Genomic DNA, 16,389 nt, shown 5'->3' with positions numbered 1-16,389 from the left:
GTTTGCGTATCGGTCCCGCGGCTTTGAGGTATCTGGTGTGACCTTCGAATGCGCCACTTGCGTCCGATCTGGACGAGTCCAGCCAGTCAGCGCCTCATTCAAAGAGGTTGTCGACAGTCCGGATGAACCGGTCGACGAGCCGGTCTGGTAGCGAGGGCGACACCACATCAAGCAACTCAGCTGTGTGTTCCGGGCGGGTTAGCGTGATTGTCATCGGACGGTCGTCGGACTTCGTCACGATTCCAGCGTCGCCGAGAGTCGAGACGTGCCATGAGACCGTGCTTCGTGAGAGATCCAATTCTGTGGCAAGTGTTTCTGGACGACGAGGGCCGTCCGCATGGAGTCGCAACACGATCTCGCGGGCGGTCTCGCGTCGAAGGAACGCGAGCGCGTGTCGTTCCCACTGGTCGAAGGTGGGATCGAAGTAGTGAGCCCGACCAGCGATCCGCTCGACGATCAACTCCCCGTCGTTCACTAGTCGTCGGAGATGATACTGCGCCTGTCCGGTGGCGATGTCCAGATCGCGTTCCACCTGGTTGAAGTGGACACCAGGTGTCTCGCGGACGTGTCGTCGCACCCGATCTCTGATCGTCGCCATCGTGAGTATTCGCCTGTAATCGGCTGAGAGATAAAACCTGTCGGGGGCTTTCCTCCCATGAGAACGTTTCGCCCCGTGTCTTCTTATCACTCCCAACGCATACTGGCCAGTGTCGTGATCGCGTCGCTCATCGTTCGGGCCGTCTTCTCGGCTCTCGTGCCATTGACCGTTCAGGGGTCGCCCGTACTGCTGGCCGTCATCGCGTGTGCCGGAATCGGAACCAGCGCGCTCTTCGTCGTGAGCCTCGTCGCGTATCGACGCCGCCAGACCGGCCAGTACCGACTGATCAGCGCCGCGGTTGGGGTGCTTGTTCTACGGTCACTGATTGGCGCTGGGACTGTTCTGGGAGCTGTTCCGATGCCGGTTCACCACTTCGTCGAACACAGCCTCGACTTCCTGATCGCTGCGATGATCCTCTACGCCGTGTACGCTCACGCCCCAGGTTCGCTTGGTGAGGAGGTCACAAGCGACTAGCTTGGCTGGGTCCTAGCCAGCTTGACACCAGTACATACCAATCAGCGCCAGACATCGTCCACTCCAGACCGATCTGTACGCTCGTTGATCCGGAGCGAACGCCTCCTGTGAGTGGTTTATGTCCTCTGGCAAACGCCGTTCGACAGTCACACCAGAATCGTATTGACTCTATATGAAGAACTATAGCTATGAAATCTGAACCTGACTCGCATTTGGTATCGCGTCGACAGGTCGTTCATACAGTCGGCTTGGGAGCCGTAATTGGAACGGCTGGCTGCGTTGGAGGATCCTCTGGCTCAAGTCCTGAACCGGTGGATTTGTCGGGTCAAAAGACTGACTACCAAGGTGGAATGGTCATTGGAGACCATGGAGGCCCTAATGGGCAGGTGTTCTACGCCGATACAGAACCCGAACCCAGACAGGGCCCCGTCCAAGGCTCCGAAGGAACTGAGAACCTTGCTTGGTTTCACACGCTCGCACATGGTCTCTTCCCGTACCATCTTAACCTGGTAGCTGACGGCGCGGAGGCGACCGCGGTATACGTCACGGACTACTCCCGTGTTGATTGGGAGATCCCTGAAGACACTGAGCGAAAGAAGATACCAGCACCGACCGCCCCCGATACATTCGCCGATGCCACGGGCCTCACATACGTCATCGAATCGGATGTAATGGGTGGAATGGGGCCAGATCTCATGCCGTTCTCGGAACCCAGCGAAGCTGAATCGTTCGCTGATAATTACGGTGGACGGACGATCGGGTACGACGACATCGATCGGTCACTCGTTGATGGAATCCAGATGACTGGGATGAACTAATTGACTTTTCTCATAGTGGAGATAATGAGAACCACACAGGTTCTACTCAAAGAATCTGACACGGTTGATCAGGAGCTAGAAGCCTTTTGTCCGGCAAAATCGTAGCTATTACACACGCGATGGCAACCTCAGAAAACGAATCGAAAGACACGCTAACAGTGTATCAAGAGCGGTTAGACGCACTCGACGCGACACTGGCATCGAAAATGGACCGTTGGAGTGTTCCAGCGTTGCGAACCGCTGTCGGAGTGGTGTTCATCTGGTTCGGCGCACTCAAGATACTCGGCGTCTCGCCGGCCGGTGACCTCGTCGCCTCTACGGTGTACGTTCTTCCGCCTGAGTTTTTCGTCCCGGTACTTGGCGTGTGGGAGGTGATCATCGGGATCTGTCTGCTCTATCCACCGCTTACGCGTGTTGGATTGCTGCTGTTGGCACTCCAACTTCCGGGTACGTTCCTCCCGATGGTACTGCTCCCTGAAGTTGTCTATACCACGTTCCCGTACGGGTTAACGGTCGAGGGTCAGTATATTGTAAAGAATCTCGTAATCATTGCCGGCGCACTCGTTCTGGGAAGTACCGTCAGGGACGAATCTGTGTCGGCGTGAGTCAGAAAATTAACTGCTCGTGCTGAACTGCGAATTTTGAGCCAGAGCTGATGATGTCGAGACGTCCTGCTTCTCTATCAGAGGAACCTCGATCGGCGACCAGCGAATAAAAATAATAAATCTTAATATATTCTACCGGCTAAGTTGCTATATGAGCGTAGTAAGCGTCTCAATGCCTGAGGAATTGCTTGAGCGGATTGATCAGTTTGCCGACGACCACGGATACACTGGTCGGAGTGAGGTCCTTCGGGAGGCGAGTCGGAACCTCATGGGTGAATTCGAGGACAAGAAACTCGAAGGGCGCGAACTGATGGGAGTGGTCACCGTGTTATTCGACTACGAAACGACGACTGTAGAAGAGAAAATGATGCACCTTCGCCACGAATACGAGGACATCGTCGCTTCGAATTTCCATAGTCACGTTGGCGGACATCACTGTATGGAACTGTTTGTGCTCGAAGGGTCTCTCGAAGAGATCTCGGCGTTTGTTGGAAAGATTCGAGCGACTAAGGACACTCTCACAATTGATTACTCCGTATCTCCAGTAGATGATTTCAGCCCGCTGGCCGATCTGAGCTGATTCTGCTTTTCCTCCCTCGCTGAATTCACCCCCATCAATACCAATATCTCCGAACCCCATCCAGCAAAAGTATTAATCTCATTTAGAAGAATCACAGGTATTATTATGATTACTTTTAGTGTTAACAACACTGATGATTCACATCTCGCGCCGAAGACTACTCCAGACGGGCGCAACCACGATTGCTGCGACGGGAGTCGCTGGCTGTCTCGGTCAGGGAGGTGGGTCCCTCGATTCCGTCACGGTCGCGTACGTCCCTATTTACCCGAACATGCAACACTACGTGATGGAACAAGAGGGGTACTACGAGGACGTTCCGACGGATGTCACGATAGAGCGGTTCAGCTCCGGCCCCAGTGTTGTCAAGGCATTCGCGAGTGGGAACGTCGACGTTGCGCTCTTCGGGATCACTCCCGCAATGGTCCTTGTTGACAAAGGGACCAACGCTGGCATCCTCGCCGCGAACTCGAGATCCGGCTTCAAGATCATGGGGACAACCGAGCTCGTCGATCTCTACGAACAGGAGGGCCCAGCCGTGTTCGAGCGCTTCGAGGAAGAGCGCGGCCGCAAGGTCCGGTTCGGTGCCCCACCGGACGGGAGCGTCCCCGACATCGTCCTCAGATACTGGATCCAGGAGGACATAGATGTCGGGGAGATGGAGTCTGCGATCAACAAGTCGAAAGTACCGCCAGCGAAGGCGGTTCAGACGATTCAGTCGGGTGACATCGACGCGACGATCATCCAAGAGCCGTTTGCGACGGTCATCGGCCAAGCTGACGGGTTCGGGGAACTCGCCTGGTCCGGGAACATCCTGGACAACCACCCCGTCACGGTGCTGTTCGCGAACCAGCGAGTGCTCGACGACGATGAGGTCGCCCAATCGCTCGTCGAACAGCACGTCGCGGCGACCGAGTTCACGGGGAACTCCCCGGATGCCGCCGCCAGCCACGCTGCCTCGGTCATCGGCTCCGGCGTGAGTGAAGACCTCGCGACGGCCGCCGTGGATTCGAAGGCGTCGGAGTTCATCTCGGATCCCCACGCGATCACTGATCAGGCCGCGACGATGGGAGAGTTCGTCGCCAACGTCGGCAACATTGAGGAGTCAGTCGCGACCGAGGACCTGTTCGCGTTCGACCCCTACGACGCAATACAGTAATGAGCACGCAGACCGACACCAGTTCGAACGCGCTGACGGCCAAAACCTTCGAGGGGGACCTGCGGCGGTATCTTCGCGGCCTCGGCGGTCTCCTCGTGTTCCTGCTCGTCTGGTGGGTTGGCGCGATGACGACCCAGCCGTCGTATCTGGTGCCGGGCCCCCTCGATTCGGTGCGCGCGTTTATCGACCTGTTCGCGACCTCGACGGCGATTGTGGTCCCCATTCTGGGATCGAGTCTCGTACTCCCAACCGGGCTTGCACATCTCGCGCAGACGCTGTTCCACTACGTTCCCGGGCTCCTTCTCGGTGCGACCTGTGGGATCGGTCTCGGACTGGCGATGGGCTGGAACGGTGCGTTCGACGACTGGCTGCGGCCGCTCGTCCGGGTCCTGCGACCGATCCCGCCGCTGGCGTGGATCGTCTTCGCGATCGTCTGGTTCGGTATCCACCACACCGGTGCGGCGTTCATCGTCTTCGTCGGTGCATTTTGGATCAACTTCTACGGCGCGTATGGCGGCGTCGAGGGCGTTTCGACCGAACTGACCGACGCCGCGTCGACGCTCGGTGTCGAGCGCGACCTCTCGATGTTGAAACTCGTCGCGCTCCCGAGTGCGGCTCCCCAAGTGCTGACCGGATTCCGGACGAGCATCGGTCGCTGCTGGATGATCGTCGTCGGTGCCGAGCTGTTCGGCGCACCAGGCGTCGGCTACGAGATCATCAACGCCTCGAACAACCTCGCGATGGCGACCAGCGTCGCGTACATGTTCCTGATCAGCTTGGCGTTCCTCTGTATGGACGTCGGGTTCCGCCTGCTCGAACGGAGGGTCCTTGCATGGCGCTGAGTACGGACTCGTCCACCGACCGGGACTCCCGTGAGAAGATCACTATCCAGAACGTCAGCCGCTCGTACGAGTCGACGCAGGCGCTCGATGACGTCTCGTTCTCGGTGTCGGAGGGCGAGTTTTGCTGTGTCGTCGGTCCCTCGGGGTGTGGGAAGACGACGCTGTTGCGAGCGATCGCCGGGCTCGACGATCCCGATGGTGGTTCGATACTGGTCGGTGGAGACCCGGTTACCGGTCCTGGGCTGGACAGGGGAATGGTCTTTCAGGAGTACGCGCTGTTCCCGTGGCGAACCGTCCGCGGAAATATCCGGTTTGGCCTTGACCGGCCCGCCTGTGACTGTCCCGACTGCGAGGGACGAGTCGGGGAGTTAATCGACCTGGTAGGGCTCGACGGCTTCGAAGACGCGTACCCGAAGGAGCTGTCCGGTGGCATGAAACAGCGCGTCGGTATCGCTCGCGCGCTCGCCCCCGATCCGGAGATCCTCTTGATGGACGAACCGTTCGGTAGTGTCGACGCTCAAACGCGCGACCGCTTACACGCGGAACTGCTCGACATCTGGACGCAGACCGGACAGACCGTCGTGTTCGTCACCCACGACATCGACGAGGCAGTGACCCTCGCTGACCGCGTGATCGTCATGAATGCCGACCCGGGAACCGTACAATCAACGTTCTCCATTGATCTAGAACACCCACGTGAACGGACCGCCCGCGACTTCGTGGACCACGTCGCACAGATTAGGGATGAACTCGGGAGTCCTGTCGACACTAACCACTAACACGCTCCCACAGCAAGATTATTAATTTATTTTCTTTAGACCGCCATCTCTATTATGTTAGAATTAAATTTTAACATATGCCTATCGTGAGCTCCTCGATGACGGAGCGACTCCGAGAAGATCTCGATACGTTTGCGGAAGAACACGGCTACACCGGCCGGAGCGAGGTGATTCGTGAGGCCTGTCAATCACTGCTTGAGGAGTATCAAGAGAGCGACTACGAGGACCGGCGCGTATTGGCAACGGTCACTGCGGTATTTGGATACGACGAACCAGAGATTGAACGCCGAATGATGGATATTCGCCATGAGTTCGAAGGGGCCATCCGGTCGAACTCGCATAACTGCCTCCGAGAGAACGCCGGCTGTGTCGAGACGTTCGTCGTCGAAGCCGCGTATCAAGACGTTCTCCATTTTATCGGCACCGTTCGAGGAGCGGACGAGTCTGTCTCGGTGGAATACACTGTCGTGCCCGTCGACCGAAACGGCACAGAAGCGAGCGATACGTAGGCTCGGCATCGCTGTCACCGGCACGGGCACCCACATTTTGAATTAACCTACAGGCCAACCTTACATTCATCTTATTATATTATCTAGCTCGGTACAGCAAAGTTATTATATCTACATCTACAATTGCCAAACAGACATGCCGCACATTCACCTTGGAGAAGGGTCATTCCCCCTCTGGGCGCTCGTGCTGTGGACGCTGATCGGTGCTGGACTAATCTCCACTGTGGTCTATCGGATACGGAAGGGTGGAATAAAGACACACCAGATCGCACTCGCAGGTATTGGCGCGGCTGCGAGCTTTGCCGTCTTCCAGCTTAACATTCCTGTATGGGGCGGAATTCACATGAATCTCACCGGGCTCGTGGGTATCATCGCCGGACCGCTTCTCGGCGCGCTCGTCGCGCTGGTCGTCAACATCTTTTCGGCGGCGCTCGGACACGGAGCGGTCGGCCTAATCGGGGCGAACACGCTGATCAACGCCAGCGAAGCGATTGTCGCCTACTACGCGTTCAAGACGCTGATGGGGATGGAGTGGGACGTCTTCCCCGCCAGCGCGAGTGCCGCGACACTCGGCCTCTCAGTGGGGTCGTTCCTGATGGGGGCAATCATCGTCATCAGCGGGGTTAACGGGAGCGCGCTCCCGCGTGGTGACCTGCTAATCGCCGTTGGTGGACTCTCCGCTCTCAACCTCGGTGTCGCAGTCGTTGAGGGGCTGCTTACGGGACTTATCGTCCAGTTCTTGGCTTCTGTCCGCCCCGACCTCGTCGGACTTACTGACCGTGACACTCGCGATGAGCCCTCGGGGGTGACAGCCTGATGCAGCGCTGGAAGCAGTACGGTAGCATGGCTGCCGTCTTTTCGGTGTTCCTCGCCGTTGGCTACTGGGGGTTCACTGCGACTGGTGGTGCCGTTCCATGGGCAAAGCGGGCCTCGCAAGCGCTTCAACGCGGCGTCCAAGACGGCGGTGGCTCGCTCGTGAATCTTGGACGTGGTATCATCGTTGCCGGTCCCATCCGGAAGGGCGGACTGATGGTCGAATTCGGCGGAATTGTTCTCGCCTTCGCCCTCTTGGGTCTCGGGCTGTACGTCTACGTCGACCGTTACGGCGGCTTCGGTGATGACGAACGACCGACACGGTAACCGTGACAACGCTCTCGAATCACGTCCCTGATCCCCGGCTCATTACGGCGTTCGCCGAGCGGCGAGACGGACCGTTACATCGAATCAACCCGTGGACGAAGGTCGGCGTCGTCGGTGTGCTCGTTCTCGCCGTCACGGTGTTCGACCGCCTCGCGCTCTTGGCCGGTCTGTACGGAACCGTACTAGTGATCTACGGACTCGCGGACCTGCCATTTCGGCGGCTCATCGGCTGGTACACGCTCCCGATGCTGTTCATCATCTCGGTCGCCGGACCGCTTGCGTTTCTCGAACCGGGGACGCCGATCGGGGGCGCAGTCCCGACGCCCTTCGGCGGTTTCTCGGTCACGTGGGAGGGCCTCACCCTCTTTTTGGAGCTCAGTTGTCGGTCACTCACGGTCGTCACGTTCGCGCTGACGGCGTCGATGACGACCAAATACACCGATGTCGCGTACATGCTCGGGCGACTGCTCCCGCGACCGATCGACCAGATCGCCCTGCTCACCTATCGGTTCACGTTCGTTATGCTCGAAACGCTTGAGGACTTGGTGAAAGCCGCGCTCTCCCGCGGAGCGAACTTCTCGGAATTCTGGTCGAATAAACGGCTGTACGCCCGGATCCTCGGCATGACGATGCTGTCGGCGATCGAGCAGTCCGAACGACTCGTCAAGTCGATGGAAGCCCGCGGATACGACGGCGACCTCACGCTGTACGGGGACGTCCCGCGACCGCCCGCTCGTGAGCTCATCGTTATCGCCGCTTGCTACGCCGGCGTCGTCGCCTACGCCCTGGTCGGCGTCTACGAGGTGATTCCAGTATGAGTACGAATCATTCTGAAGACCGGCGGCCCCTGGTCGATTTACAGTGTGAAGCCCACACGTACCCGGACGGGACGGTTGGTATGCACGAGGTCGACTTCTCCGTGTATTCCGATGAGGTCGTGGCCCTCGTCGGTGGCAACGGCGCCGGAAAGTCGACGCTCCTCGAACATCTGAACGCTACCCTCATTCCCGATGACGGCGAGCTCGTCGTCGACGGCACCCCGATCACCGAGGACAACAAGCCACACGCGCGAAAAGAGGTCGGGTTCGTCTTCCAAGACGCCGATACGCAACTCGTCGCGCCCACAGTCCTTGACGACGTGATGTTCGGCCTTCAGAACTACGGGGTCCCCGGAGACGAAGCGAGGGAACGCGCTCGTGAAGCGCTGGCGACTGTCGACGCGAGCCATCTTGAAGACCGAATCCCACACTACCTGAGCGGCGGGGAGAAACGGCTCGCTGGCCTCGCCGGTGTGCTCGTCCTCGAACCAAGTGTGGTCGTGCTCGACGAACCGCTCGCGGGGCTCGATCCCGATCGGTCCCAGCTGGTCGCGGAGCGGATCGAGCAAATTCACGAGGACGGTATCAGTGTCGTCCTGTCGACGCACGACCTCGAATTCGCCGCCGAAGTCGCGGACCGCGTCTGCGTGATGGCCGAAGGCAACATCATCGGAGGCGGAACACCCCGAGAGGTTTTCTACGACGACGCCCTGTTGGCGGACGCGAACCTTCACCCACCGAGCGCGGTTCGTGTGGCTCGTGACGCGGAGCTGGGGGCGACGGCACAGCCGGTGACCGAATCGGACCTCGTGTCGCTCCTGACAGAAGCTGGGAATTCAAATACCGCACCGAAACCCTCCACAGACGGACACAGACATGACTGACCGCCTTCTTCGGCATCTCTTACGACTTCTTGATGAGACTCAGTCGAGTGGTCGGAGCCTACGTGAGCGATATCCTACGACTCGGGAGTACTGTGATATTCGAAGATAAATCACCGATAAAATAGAGAACAAATCATGCGCACAAGCTTCAACATTCCCGATGACCTCCTGTCCGAGTTCGATGAAACGTGGCAAGCAGAAGGATTAAAATCGCGTTCGCGTGGCGCCCGCGAAGCGATGCAAGAGTACATTGAGGCACACACCAGATTGGAAGATATCGAAGGCGACGTCGTCGTCGTCATGGCCTTCGATTACGAACACGAAGCGGTTATCGAAGACATCCACGACGTACAACACCAGTTTCAGGACGTCTTGACCTCCTCCCGCGCCTAAAGTCACGGGAATCCCATCATGGGATTTCAGGCCGAGCGCGGCCCTAAGGTTTCAAGACGCATACGTTCCAAGCGTCTCTTGCTGGGTGTCAGCATCGGCTTGGCTGTCTTGTGGGACGGTCAAACGTCCCCCTTCCTCAGCCGAGTCATCGCCACTCGTGTATTCTCTTGAGTGACTCTCTCCGCTGAGGTAGCGGTCTGCAATATTGAGCGCGGCATTAACGTCTGCTTGGTACTCTGAAACCCAACACTCCGAGTTGGAACACGTGAACATCGCCTGCTTCGGACGGTAGCCCTGTTCTCCGCAACAGTGGCACGTCTTCGAGGTGTACGCGGGATTCACCGTCTCCACACGAATCCCTTTCTCAGCCGCTTTGTAGCGAATCTGGGCGTGCATCTTGGCGAATCCCCATCCGTGGAGGCGGCGGTTCATGAACGCGCCGTAGTTCATGTTCTCACGGATGTGCGTCAAATCTTCCAGAACCAGTACGGGGTTCTCGATTTGGTCGGCGTAGGCGGTTACCTCCGATGTGACCGTGTGGAGGATGTGATCGATGTGTCGCCACAACTCGTCGCCGTAGGACTCTGCGATACGTTCGCTTCCGCGTTGCTGAAGGCGTCGAGTCGACGTAAAATACGTCTCACGGAGTTGTCGGACTCGCTTGCCTTCGTCGTTCCAGAGGTTGGGTGCAGTCGGGGAGCCGCGCTCGTCACGGTGACACACCGTTAACAAAGAGGCTTCCCCGATGTCTACCCCAATCGGCGTTTCCGCCGAACTGGCTTCTCGTTCCTCTACGTCTCGCGTAGCGACGATGTGGAAGTACCACTCACCGTCGCGGTTGAACAGCCGACATTCACCCATTTTCGCGTCTCCCGCGTGCAACGCTTCCAACCACTCCCGTTGTTCGGGGTTCGGTTGGGCGGGCAACCAGAGGTGGTAGTCGTCGTGGTGCGGGATTTTGACGTACCACTCAATTGCATTCTGTGGTTTGTGGTCGAGCTTCGGGCCTTCGTTCGTGAACCGAACAGGGTGGTCGTCGTGAAGCTCTTTCGCGTCGTAGCTTCCCCCACAGAGTTGCGGGACGTACTTCTTGAGCGCGTTCTTCGCGTAGCCGCTCAGGTCGTAGTTGACCACTACGTCGTTGGCCGCAGACTGTGTGGTGCAGTTGGCGTTGAACGCGGCTTCAAGCGCGTCTTGGTACGCTTTTTTCGTCTCACAGAGTTTGCGGTGCTTGTGGACGTTCGGTTCCACAAGCTTGAGTTCCAGCGTCTCGGTGAGTTCGGTCACTGTTCGTCCTCCTCGTGGCGCTGTATGTACTTCTCGACAGTCTCGCTCGAAACGTGTCCCGCTGTTCCTGCGTAGTAGCCGCGTGCCCACTTGATTTTCTCTCCGTCGTGGTCGGCGTGTCGGTGATTGTATTTCCGCGAACTGATGCCTTTGAACCAGTTGGCGAGAAGTGACGGGGCGTGTTTCGGCGGGCTACTGACGAACAGGTGGATGTGGTCGGGTTGGACGGTCAGGTCAATAATCTCCAACCCTTTCTCGTCGGCTATTTCGTGGAGGATGTCTCGCACACGGGTTGCAACGTCACCGACGAGTACCGATTGGCGGCACTTCGGTATCCACACTATGTGGTAGTTGAGGTTGTAGGTTGCGTGCCGTGTGGTCTTCATCCGTATTACACACTATGCCTCTGTGGTGAGTTAAAAATATCGTACACGGTGGGAAATCCAGCCGTGCTATCGTCGGTGGAGATGTACGCTATTGTCCGCTTGACCCGCGCCTGAAGACGCGGGTATGCGCTCGCACTATGTATCACGACCACGAATCATATCCATGAAGGAGAGTGGTGTCTCGAGACGCTCTTTTGTAACGGGCCAGCCTCGCGCGTCCGGACTCTCACCTATCGCTTGCGCGATTTCGATACGGTGAGTCGTGTTAAACTGATGCTCCTCGCTGAGCACTGAGCGGTGCTCAAGACTTGGTGCGCTGATCGATGTGAGCATCGCCCAGTGAGGCGATTGAGTAATCCACCGCTTGGACATTCGGCACTGCTCGAACGCTGTTGACGAATCCAGATAGTGCTTCTGTGGCCCCCTGTAAAACGTACAACTCCATACAGTACTGGTCTTTGACGTGTGTGTGGGTAGTTGCGGAGACGATAGCATCGTACTCGTGGCGTACTCTCGTGAGACGCTCTTGGACGGCAGGTTGACAGTACTCGAAGACGACCGTTACCGTACACATCTGCTTTTGTCCCTCGATACGTTGCTCTTGAAACTCTTCGAATAACGTGCGTGTGCCTTCGCGAACGACTTCGCTTCGGCCACTGTACCCGTGTTCTTCGGCGAACTCGTCGATGCGTTCCAGCAACGCCTCGGGCATCGAGATGCTAACAACGCTCATATATTAAAGTTTTATTCATTCTTATTAGTTTCTGTTATGACGATAGAGTATAAGCATAATAATTAGTATTTTAGTGTAGCAGATTCATAACCAGAGTATGCCGTCCAACAACGACCCGATCCCGGTAACAATTCTCAGCGGAAGCCTCGGAGCTGGCAAGACGACGACGCTCAACCACATTCTTAGTAGCGAACAGGAACTCAACGCCGCCGTTTTAGTAAACGATATGGGCGAAGTGAACGTCGACGCCGACCTCGTCGAACGCGAGTCGGATCTCACCCAGAACGACGATGAAATCATCGAGATGTCGAACGGGTGTATCTGCTGTCGGCTTCGCGGGGACATGCTTGACGAGGTAGGCCGATTGGCTGAAGAGCGAGACTTCGAGTACCTCCTCGTGGAGTCGTCTGGGATCAGCGAACCGATTCCGGTCGCACAGACGTTTGCTCGCGGGTTCGAAGACGCGGATTTCGACCCTACGGGGGTCTACGAACTCGATACAATGGTCAGCGTCGTTGACGCGCACAGCTTCTGGAAGGGGTTTGATTCCGGTCAGGCCCTCACGGATGAATCCATCGATCCACAAGGGAACCGCGTCCCCGAGGAGGCGCTGATGGATCAGATCGAGTTCTGCGACGTCCTCTTGTTGAACAAGTGCGATCTCGTCCCCGATGATGAACTTGAAGAGATGGAGGCAGTGTTACGGGCACTCCAACCGCGAGCAAATATTGTCCGAACCGAACACGGAGCAATAGACCCCAGAGAGATCCTGAATACGGGTCGGTTCGATTTCGATCGCGCAAGTCAGTCTGCCGGATGGAAGCGTGAACTCCAGCACGGCCATCACCACGAGTCGGCCGCCAACGAACACGGGGTCACTTCGTTTGTCTTCGAATCCCGCCGACCGTTCCACCCCGAGCGGATCGCTCGCTTCTTCGCCGACCTCCCCGACGGTATCATTCGCGCGAAGGGCTTCTTCTGGTCCGCCGGTCGCGAAGACATCGCGATGGGTCTCGACAAAGCGGGCCAGTCGGTTCGGGCCGGTCCGAAAGGGACGTGGATCGCCACGCTCCCAAAGGCCCAACAGGAGCGCTACTTCGCCGCCCGCCCCGGCATCAAAGAGGACTGGGACGACCAGTGGGGCGACCGGGGATCAGAGCTCGTGTTCATCGGCCGCGAATTCGATCAGGAGACACTAGTCGAGCGACTGGAAGACTGTGTCCTCTCAGACGCAGAAATGGAGGAGGACTGGAACGAGTATCCGGATCCTTTCACCGCCGACGAACAGCGCGAACTCGCACTGGCTGACGACTGATGGCCGTCGACGAGCAACCCCCGGTCACAATCCTGAGTGGCGGTCTCGGCGCCGGAAAGACGACCCTGCTGAACCACCTCCTTACCGTCGGCGGCGAGGAGTACGATATCGCCGTTCTCGTCAACGACGTCGGCGAAGTAAACGTCGACGCCAACCTCATCGAGAACGGCTCTGAGCTCTCGCTGGAAGACGGCGGCGTCACGGAACTGTCGAACGGCTGTATCTGTTGCGGCCTCCAGAACGAACTGGACCAGGAGTTGCTGCGTCTGGCCTTCGACGAGGAGTTCGATTATTTAGTCATCGAAGCCTCGGGGATCAGCGATCCGGTCCCCATCGCCCAGCGGTTCGTCTCGCCCGCACGTGCGTCGACGCTGTACGATCTCGATACGACCGTCACAGTGGTCGACGCCGCACAGTTCTATCAGGCGTTCGTCGACGGTCGTCCGATCAAGTCGACGGATGACGGCTCTCGACCGCTTTCGGACCTCCTCGCCGAGCAGGTCGAGTTTTGCGACGTACTCGTCCTCAACAAGTGTGACCTCGTCACGGAAGACGAACGCGAGGCGGTCGAACGCGTGCTCGAAACGCTCCACCCCGAAATCGACATCACCCGCACGACCGAGAGCGCCGTCGAACCCGACGACGTTCTCGGAACTGGACGATTCGACAGAGAACAAGCGAAAGGGTCCGCCCGGTGGAAGCAGGTGCTCTCAAACGACCACGGAGGGGCCGGAGAGCTGGAATCAGCAGAGATGGACCACGGTGGCGGTCATAGTCACGACGAGGGTTCCGAGCGTGACAATGGTCACGACGGTACCCACGATGGTCAGGGTGACGACCACGATCACCGTCACCCGCCGGAGGAGTTCGGTGTCGACTCGTTCGTGTACGAGCGCCACCGGCCGTTTCATCCGGAACGGTTCACCCAGTGGCTCCGCTCATTCCCCGAGTCCGTCGTCCGGGCGAAAGGACACTTGTGGGTCGCTGGACGCGAGCGATACGCGCTGGACTTGAGCCAAGCGGGTACGCAGACGCACGTCGAAGTCAACGGCCGATGGGCGGTCACGGTCCCCGAGTCCCAGCGTGAATCCTATCGGGAGTCACGACCGGATCTCCACTGGGACGAACAGTGGGGAGACCGTGAAATAAAACTCGTCTTCATCGGTGCTGGAATGGACGACTCGGCCATCGCTGCCGCCCTCGACGACTGTCTCCTCTCAGAATCGGAGATGGCAGAGAACTGGGACGAACTCGAGAATCCGTTTCCGGGGACGATGGACCGGTCTCAGCCACCGATGGAACAGCGTCTCGTGGTCGGTGAGGGACAGTGACCGGGAATCACTCAGAGCTCCCGTCGGCGGCGGACCGGCGGACGACGGATCAAGACGGTCACGACTGCGTCGATCCCCTCGGTGTCGCAATCGTAACCATCTCCTCGTCCCGAGGAACCGCCACGGAGGCGGACCCAACTGATCCCGGTGGTGACGCCGTCGCAAACACTCTCGTCGACGCAGGTCACGTCGTCACGTCACGCCGGACGGTTCCGGACGACTACGTCCGGATTAAGACCACCGTGAGCGAGTGTCTGGATCGGTCGGACATTGACCTCGTCGTGACTACCGGCGGGACTGGAGTCACTGTCGACGACGTCAGTCCGGACGCGGTGAGCGAACTCTTCGACCGCGAGCTACCAGGCTTCGGCGAGGCGTTCAGGCGGCTCTCGTGGGAGGAGGTCGGAACCCGAGTCGTCGCGACCCGCGCGACGGCGGGTATCGCCCGCGACGCCCCGGTGTTCGTGCTGCCCGGAAGCGTGAACGCCGCTGAACTCGCTACGGCCGAAATTATCGCGGAGGAAGCCCCGCATCTCGCCGGACTCGCGACGCGACACAGGGTGGAGTAGATGCAGGGGTCCAAAATGTATCAGGAGGTAATCCTGGATCACTACCGCAATCCTCGAAGGTGGGGGCGCCTCTCGCCAACTACCGTCTCTCACACTGGCGAGAACGCTTCCTGTGGCGACGAACTCACCTTCGACCTCAGACTCGCCGAGGACGGTGAAACGATCGAAGAGGTCACGTTTACTGGAGAGGGCTGTGCGATCAGCATTGCGAGCGCGAGCCTGCTCGCCGAAGAGCTCCCAGGAATGACGCTCTCGGAGGTTCATGACCTCGACCGTGAGGACGCCCTCGATCTCTTGGGAGTCGAGCTGACGCCAATGCGCGTCCCGTGTGCTGTACTCGCGGAGAAGGTGGTTCAGGACGGCATCGAGAACTATGAGGAGGGCACGTAACCGATGACACTGTACGGAATTGGGCTGGGGCCGGGCGCGACTGACCTGCTCACGGTTCGCGGCAAGCGACGGCTCGAATCGGCCGACATCGTCTACTCACCCGGACGACTGTCACGGCGCGTCGCGGCCGAGTACGTTCCCGACTCGAAACTGGGTGACCTCGAGTTCCCGATGACGACCGACCCACAAGAGCTGGAAGCGGCGTGGGAGGTGGCGGCCGCGGAAGTCGCGCCGAACGCACGCGACGCCGACGCGGCGTTCGTCACGCTCGGCGATCCCTGTATCTACTCGACGTTCGGACACCTGCGTCGGACGCTTCGCGAGCAGCACCCCAGCGTCGACATCGAAGTCGTCCCCGGTGTCAGCAGTGTGACGGCGTTCGCTTCGGTCCTCGGGGTCGACATCGACGCTGGCGCTGAACTGACGCTCCGCGAGGCGACCGACGGAGAAGCACCGATCGGTCCGAATCGGTTGATCCTGTTCAAAGTGACTGACGCACCGACGACCTACGAAAAGATGACTGAAGCAGGGTACGAGGTGACGTTCGGACGGCGACTCTTCATGGATACCGAAGAGGCCCTCGTTACGAACAATCCCGGAGAGGTAACTGATCGAGACTACTACACGCTCGCGTACGCAAAGAAACGGGCAGCGACTGGGTCTAAGTGACGGGCTGACGCTGTCGGTCGTCCGATTAAGACCAACGTGAACTAGCCTCAGGCGATAACGCCGAGGGTTTCTAGTTCTTCCGTGGAGTATTCCGCGCGGAGTTCTTTGGTCGA

21 protein-coding genes and 2 pseudogenes are annotated in these 16,389 nt (G+C 58.7%); 19 read left to right on the top strand and 4 right to left on the bottom strand.

The genetic code is table 11. From position 1 onward, the window contains the following. Positions 1-94: 94 nt before the first annotated feature. Positions 95-598 carry a winged helix-turn-helix transcriptional regulator gene (locus EO776_RS17720; protein ID WP_094519622.1) on the bottom strand — a complete coding sequence of 168 codons (504 nt, stop codon included), beginning with the start codon at positions 596-598 and terminating at the stop codon, positions 95-97. A gap of 114 nt (positions 599-712) precedes the next feature. On the opposite strand from EO776_RS17720, the gene EO776_RS17715 reads away from it, so the two are divergent. The 13 genes and pseudogenes from EO776_RS17715 to EO776_RS17655 form a co-directional block, all read left to right on the top strand. Beyond that, positions 713-1,072: a DUF7471 family protein gene (locus tag EO776_RS17715; protein ID WP_094580072.1), complete on the top strand. Its 360-nt coding sequence runs from the start codon at positions 713-715 to the stop codon at positions 1,070-1,072. 188 nt (positions 1,073-1,260) lie between these two features. Next, positions 1,261-1,890: a nitrous oxide reductase accessory protein NosL gene (locus tag EO776_RS17710; RefSeq protein ID WP_094519624.1), complete on the top strand. Its 630-nt coding sequence runs from the start codon at positions 1,261-1,263 to the stop codon at positions 1,888-1,890. A 119-nt stretch (positions 1,891-2,009) separates the two neighbouring features. Next, positions 2,010-2,495, top strand: a complete 486-nt coding sequence (locus EO776_RS17705; RefSeq protein ID WP_094519625.1) for a DoxX family protein — start codon at positions 2,010-2,012, stop codon at positions 2,493-2,495. Positions 2,496-2,646: 151 nt separating this feature from the next. Continuing rightward, a complete protein-coding gene (locus tag EO776_RS17700; protein ID WP_094519626.1) occupies positions 2,647-3,075 on the top strand; it encodes a CopG family ribbon-helix-helix protein in 429 nt (142 codons plus the stop codon). Positions 3,076-3,208: 133 nt separating this feature from the next. Further along, positions 3,209-4,231 carry an ABC transporter substrate-binding protein gene (locus EO776_RS17695; RefSeq protein ID WP_094519627.1) on the top strand — a complete coding sequence of 341 codons (1,023 nt, stop codon included), beginning with the start codon at positions 3,209-3,211 and terminating at the stop codon, positions 4,229-4,231. Beyond that, positions 4,231-5,073 carry an ABC transporter permease gene (locus tag EO776_RS17690; RefSeq protein ID WP_008847095.1) on the top strand — a complete coding sequence of 281 codons (843 nt, stop codon included), beginning with the start codon at positions 4,231-4,233 and terminating at the stop codon, positions 5,071-5,073. The genes EO776_RS17695 and EO776_RS17690 overlap by 1 nt, the downstream gene beginning before the upstream one ends. Continuing rightward, positions 5,064-5,852 carry an ABC transporter ATP-binding protein gene (locus EO776_RS17685; protein ID WP_094580074.1) on the top strand — a complete coding sequence of 263 codons (789 nt, stop codon included), beginning with the start codon at positions 5,064-5,066 and terminating at the stop codon, positions 5,850-5,852. Before EO776_RS17690 ends, EO776_RS17685 begins: the two co-directional genes overlap by 10 nt. Positions 5,853-5,950: 98 nt before the next feature. Continuing rightward, positions 5,951-6,361 (top strand): CopG family ribbon-helix-helix protein, encoded by a 411-nt coding sequence (locus tag EO776_RS17680; protein ID WP_049911851.1) that lies wholly within the window; start codon positions 5,951-5,953, stop codon positions 6,359-6,361. A gap of 136 nt (positions 6,362-6,497) precedes the next feature. Continuing rightward, a complete protein-coding gene (locus EO776_RS17675; protein WP_094519629.1) occupies positions 6,498-7,178 on the top strand; it encodes an energy-coupling factor ABC transporter permease in 681 nt (226 codons plus the stop codon). Next, positions 7,178-7,501, top strand: coding sequence for a cobalamin transport operon protein (locus EO776_RS17670; RefSeq protein ID WP_094519630.1), 324 nt, complete (start codon positions 7,178-7,180; stop codon positions 7,499-7,501). Before EO776_RS17675 ends, EO776_RS17670 begins: the two co-directional genes overlap by 1 nt. Positions 7,502-7,503: 2 nt before the next feature. After that, positions 7,504-8,319, top strand: a complete 816-nt coding sequence (locus EO776_RS17665; RefSeq protein WP_094580075.1) for an energy-coupling factor transporter transmembrane component T family protein — start codon at positions 7,504-7,506, stop codon at positions 8,317-8,319. Further along, the gene (locus EO776_RS17660) at positions 8,316-9,203 is read left to right on the top strand and encodes an energy-coupling factor ABC transporter ATP-binding protein (protein WP_094519632.1); all 888 of its coding nucleotides are present in this window, start codon (positions 8,316-8,318) and stop codon (positions 9,201-9,203) included. The genes EO776_RS17665 and EO776_RS17660 overlap by 4 nt, the downstream gene beginning before the upstream one ends. A 135-nt stretch (positions 9,204-9,338) precedes the next feature. Beyond that, a pseudogene (locus EO776_RS17655) lies at positions 9,339-9,587 on the top strand (CopG family ribbon-helix-helix protein); the annotation flags it as partial. Between the two features lie 60 nt (positions 9,588-9,647). On the opposite strand, the gene EO776_RS17650 reads toward EO776_RS17655, so the two are convergent. After that, positions 9,648-10,883, bottom strand: a complete 1,236-nt coding sequence (locus tag EO776_RS17650; RefSeq protein WP_094519633.1) for an RNA-guided endonuclease InsQ/TnpB family protein — start codon at positions 10,881-10,883, stop codon at positions 9,648-9,650. Next, a complete protein-coding gene (gene tnpA / locus EO776_RS17645) occupies positions 10,880-11,269 on the bottom strand; it encodes an IS200/IS605 family transposase (RefSeq protein ID WP_094519634.1) in 390 nt (129 codons plus the stop codon). Before tnpA ends, EO776_RS17650 begins: the two co-directional genes overlap by 4 nt. 141 nt (positions 11,270-11,410) lie before the next feature. Between tnpA and EO776_RS17640 the strand changes: the two are divergent. Continuing rightward, positions 11,411-11,563: pseudogene (locus EO776_RS17640) on the top strand (CopG family ribbon-helix-helix protein); the annotation flags it as partial. A 7-nt stretch (positions 11,564-11,570) separates the two neighbouring features. On the opposite strand, the gene EO776_RS17635 reads toward EO776_RS17640, so the two are convergent. Continuing rightward, on the bottom strand, positions 11,571-12,002 hold the full coding sequence (locus EO776_RS17635) for a CopG family ribbon-helix-helix protein (protein WP_094519635.1): 432 nt from the start codon (positions 12,000-12,002) through the stop codon (positions 11,571-11,573). Between the two features lie 97 nt (positions 12,003-12,099). Between EO776_RS17635 and EO776_RS17630 the strand changes: the two genes are divergently transcribed. Genes EO776_RS17630 through EO776_RS17610 form a run of 5 tightly spaced genes read left to right on the top strand, consistent with a single transcriptional unit; the run spans position 12,100 to position 16,276 of the window. After that, on the top strand, positions 12,100-13,317 hold the full coding sequence (locus EO776_RS17630) for a GTP-binding protein (RefSeq protein WP_094519636.1): 1,218 nt from the start codon (positions 12,100-12,102) through the stop codon (positions 13,315-13,317). Then, entirely contained in the window at positions 13,317-14,648 is a 1,332-nt protein-coding gene (locus EO776_RS17625) for a GTP-binding protein (RefSeq protein ID WP_094553548.1), read from the top strand. Before EO776_RS17630 ends, EO776_RS17625 begins: the two co-directional genes overlap by 1 nt. Beyond that, positions 14,645-15,217 carry a MogA/MoaB family molybdenum cofactor biosynthesis protein gene (locus tag EO776_RS17620; protein WP_100050492.1) on the top strand — a complete coding sequence of 191 codons (573 nt, stop codon included), beginning with the start codon at positions 14,645-14,647 and terminating at the stop codon, positions 15,215-15,217. The genes EO776_RS17625 and EO776_RS17620 overlap by 4 nt, the downstream gene beginning before the upstream one ends. Beyond that, positions 15,218-15,607, top strand: a complete 390-nt coding sequence (locus tag EO776_RS17615; protein WP_094519639.1) for an iron-sulfur cluster assembly scaffold protein — start codon at positions 15,218-15,220, stop codon at positions 15,605-15,607. Between the two features lie 3 nt (positions 15,608-15,610). Continuing rightward, on the top strand, positions 15,611-16,276 hold the full coding sequence (locus tag EO776_RS17610; protein ID WP_094519640.1) for a cobalt-factor II C(20)-methyltransferase: 666 nt from the start codon (positions 15,611-15,613) through the stop codon (positions 16,274-16,276). Positions 16,277-16,389: the final 113 nt, after the last annotated feature.

It is taken from the genome of Halorubrum ezzemoulense (assembly GCF_004126515.1).
GTDB classification, from domain to species: domain Archaea; phylum Halobacteriota; class Halobacteria; order Halobacteriales; family Haloferacaceae; genus Halorubrum; species Halorubrum ezzemoulense.
This window is presented reverse-complemented; position numbering and strand designations above follow the sequence as displayed.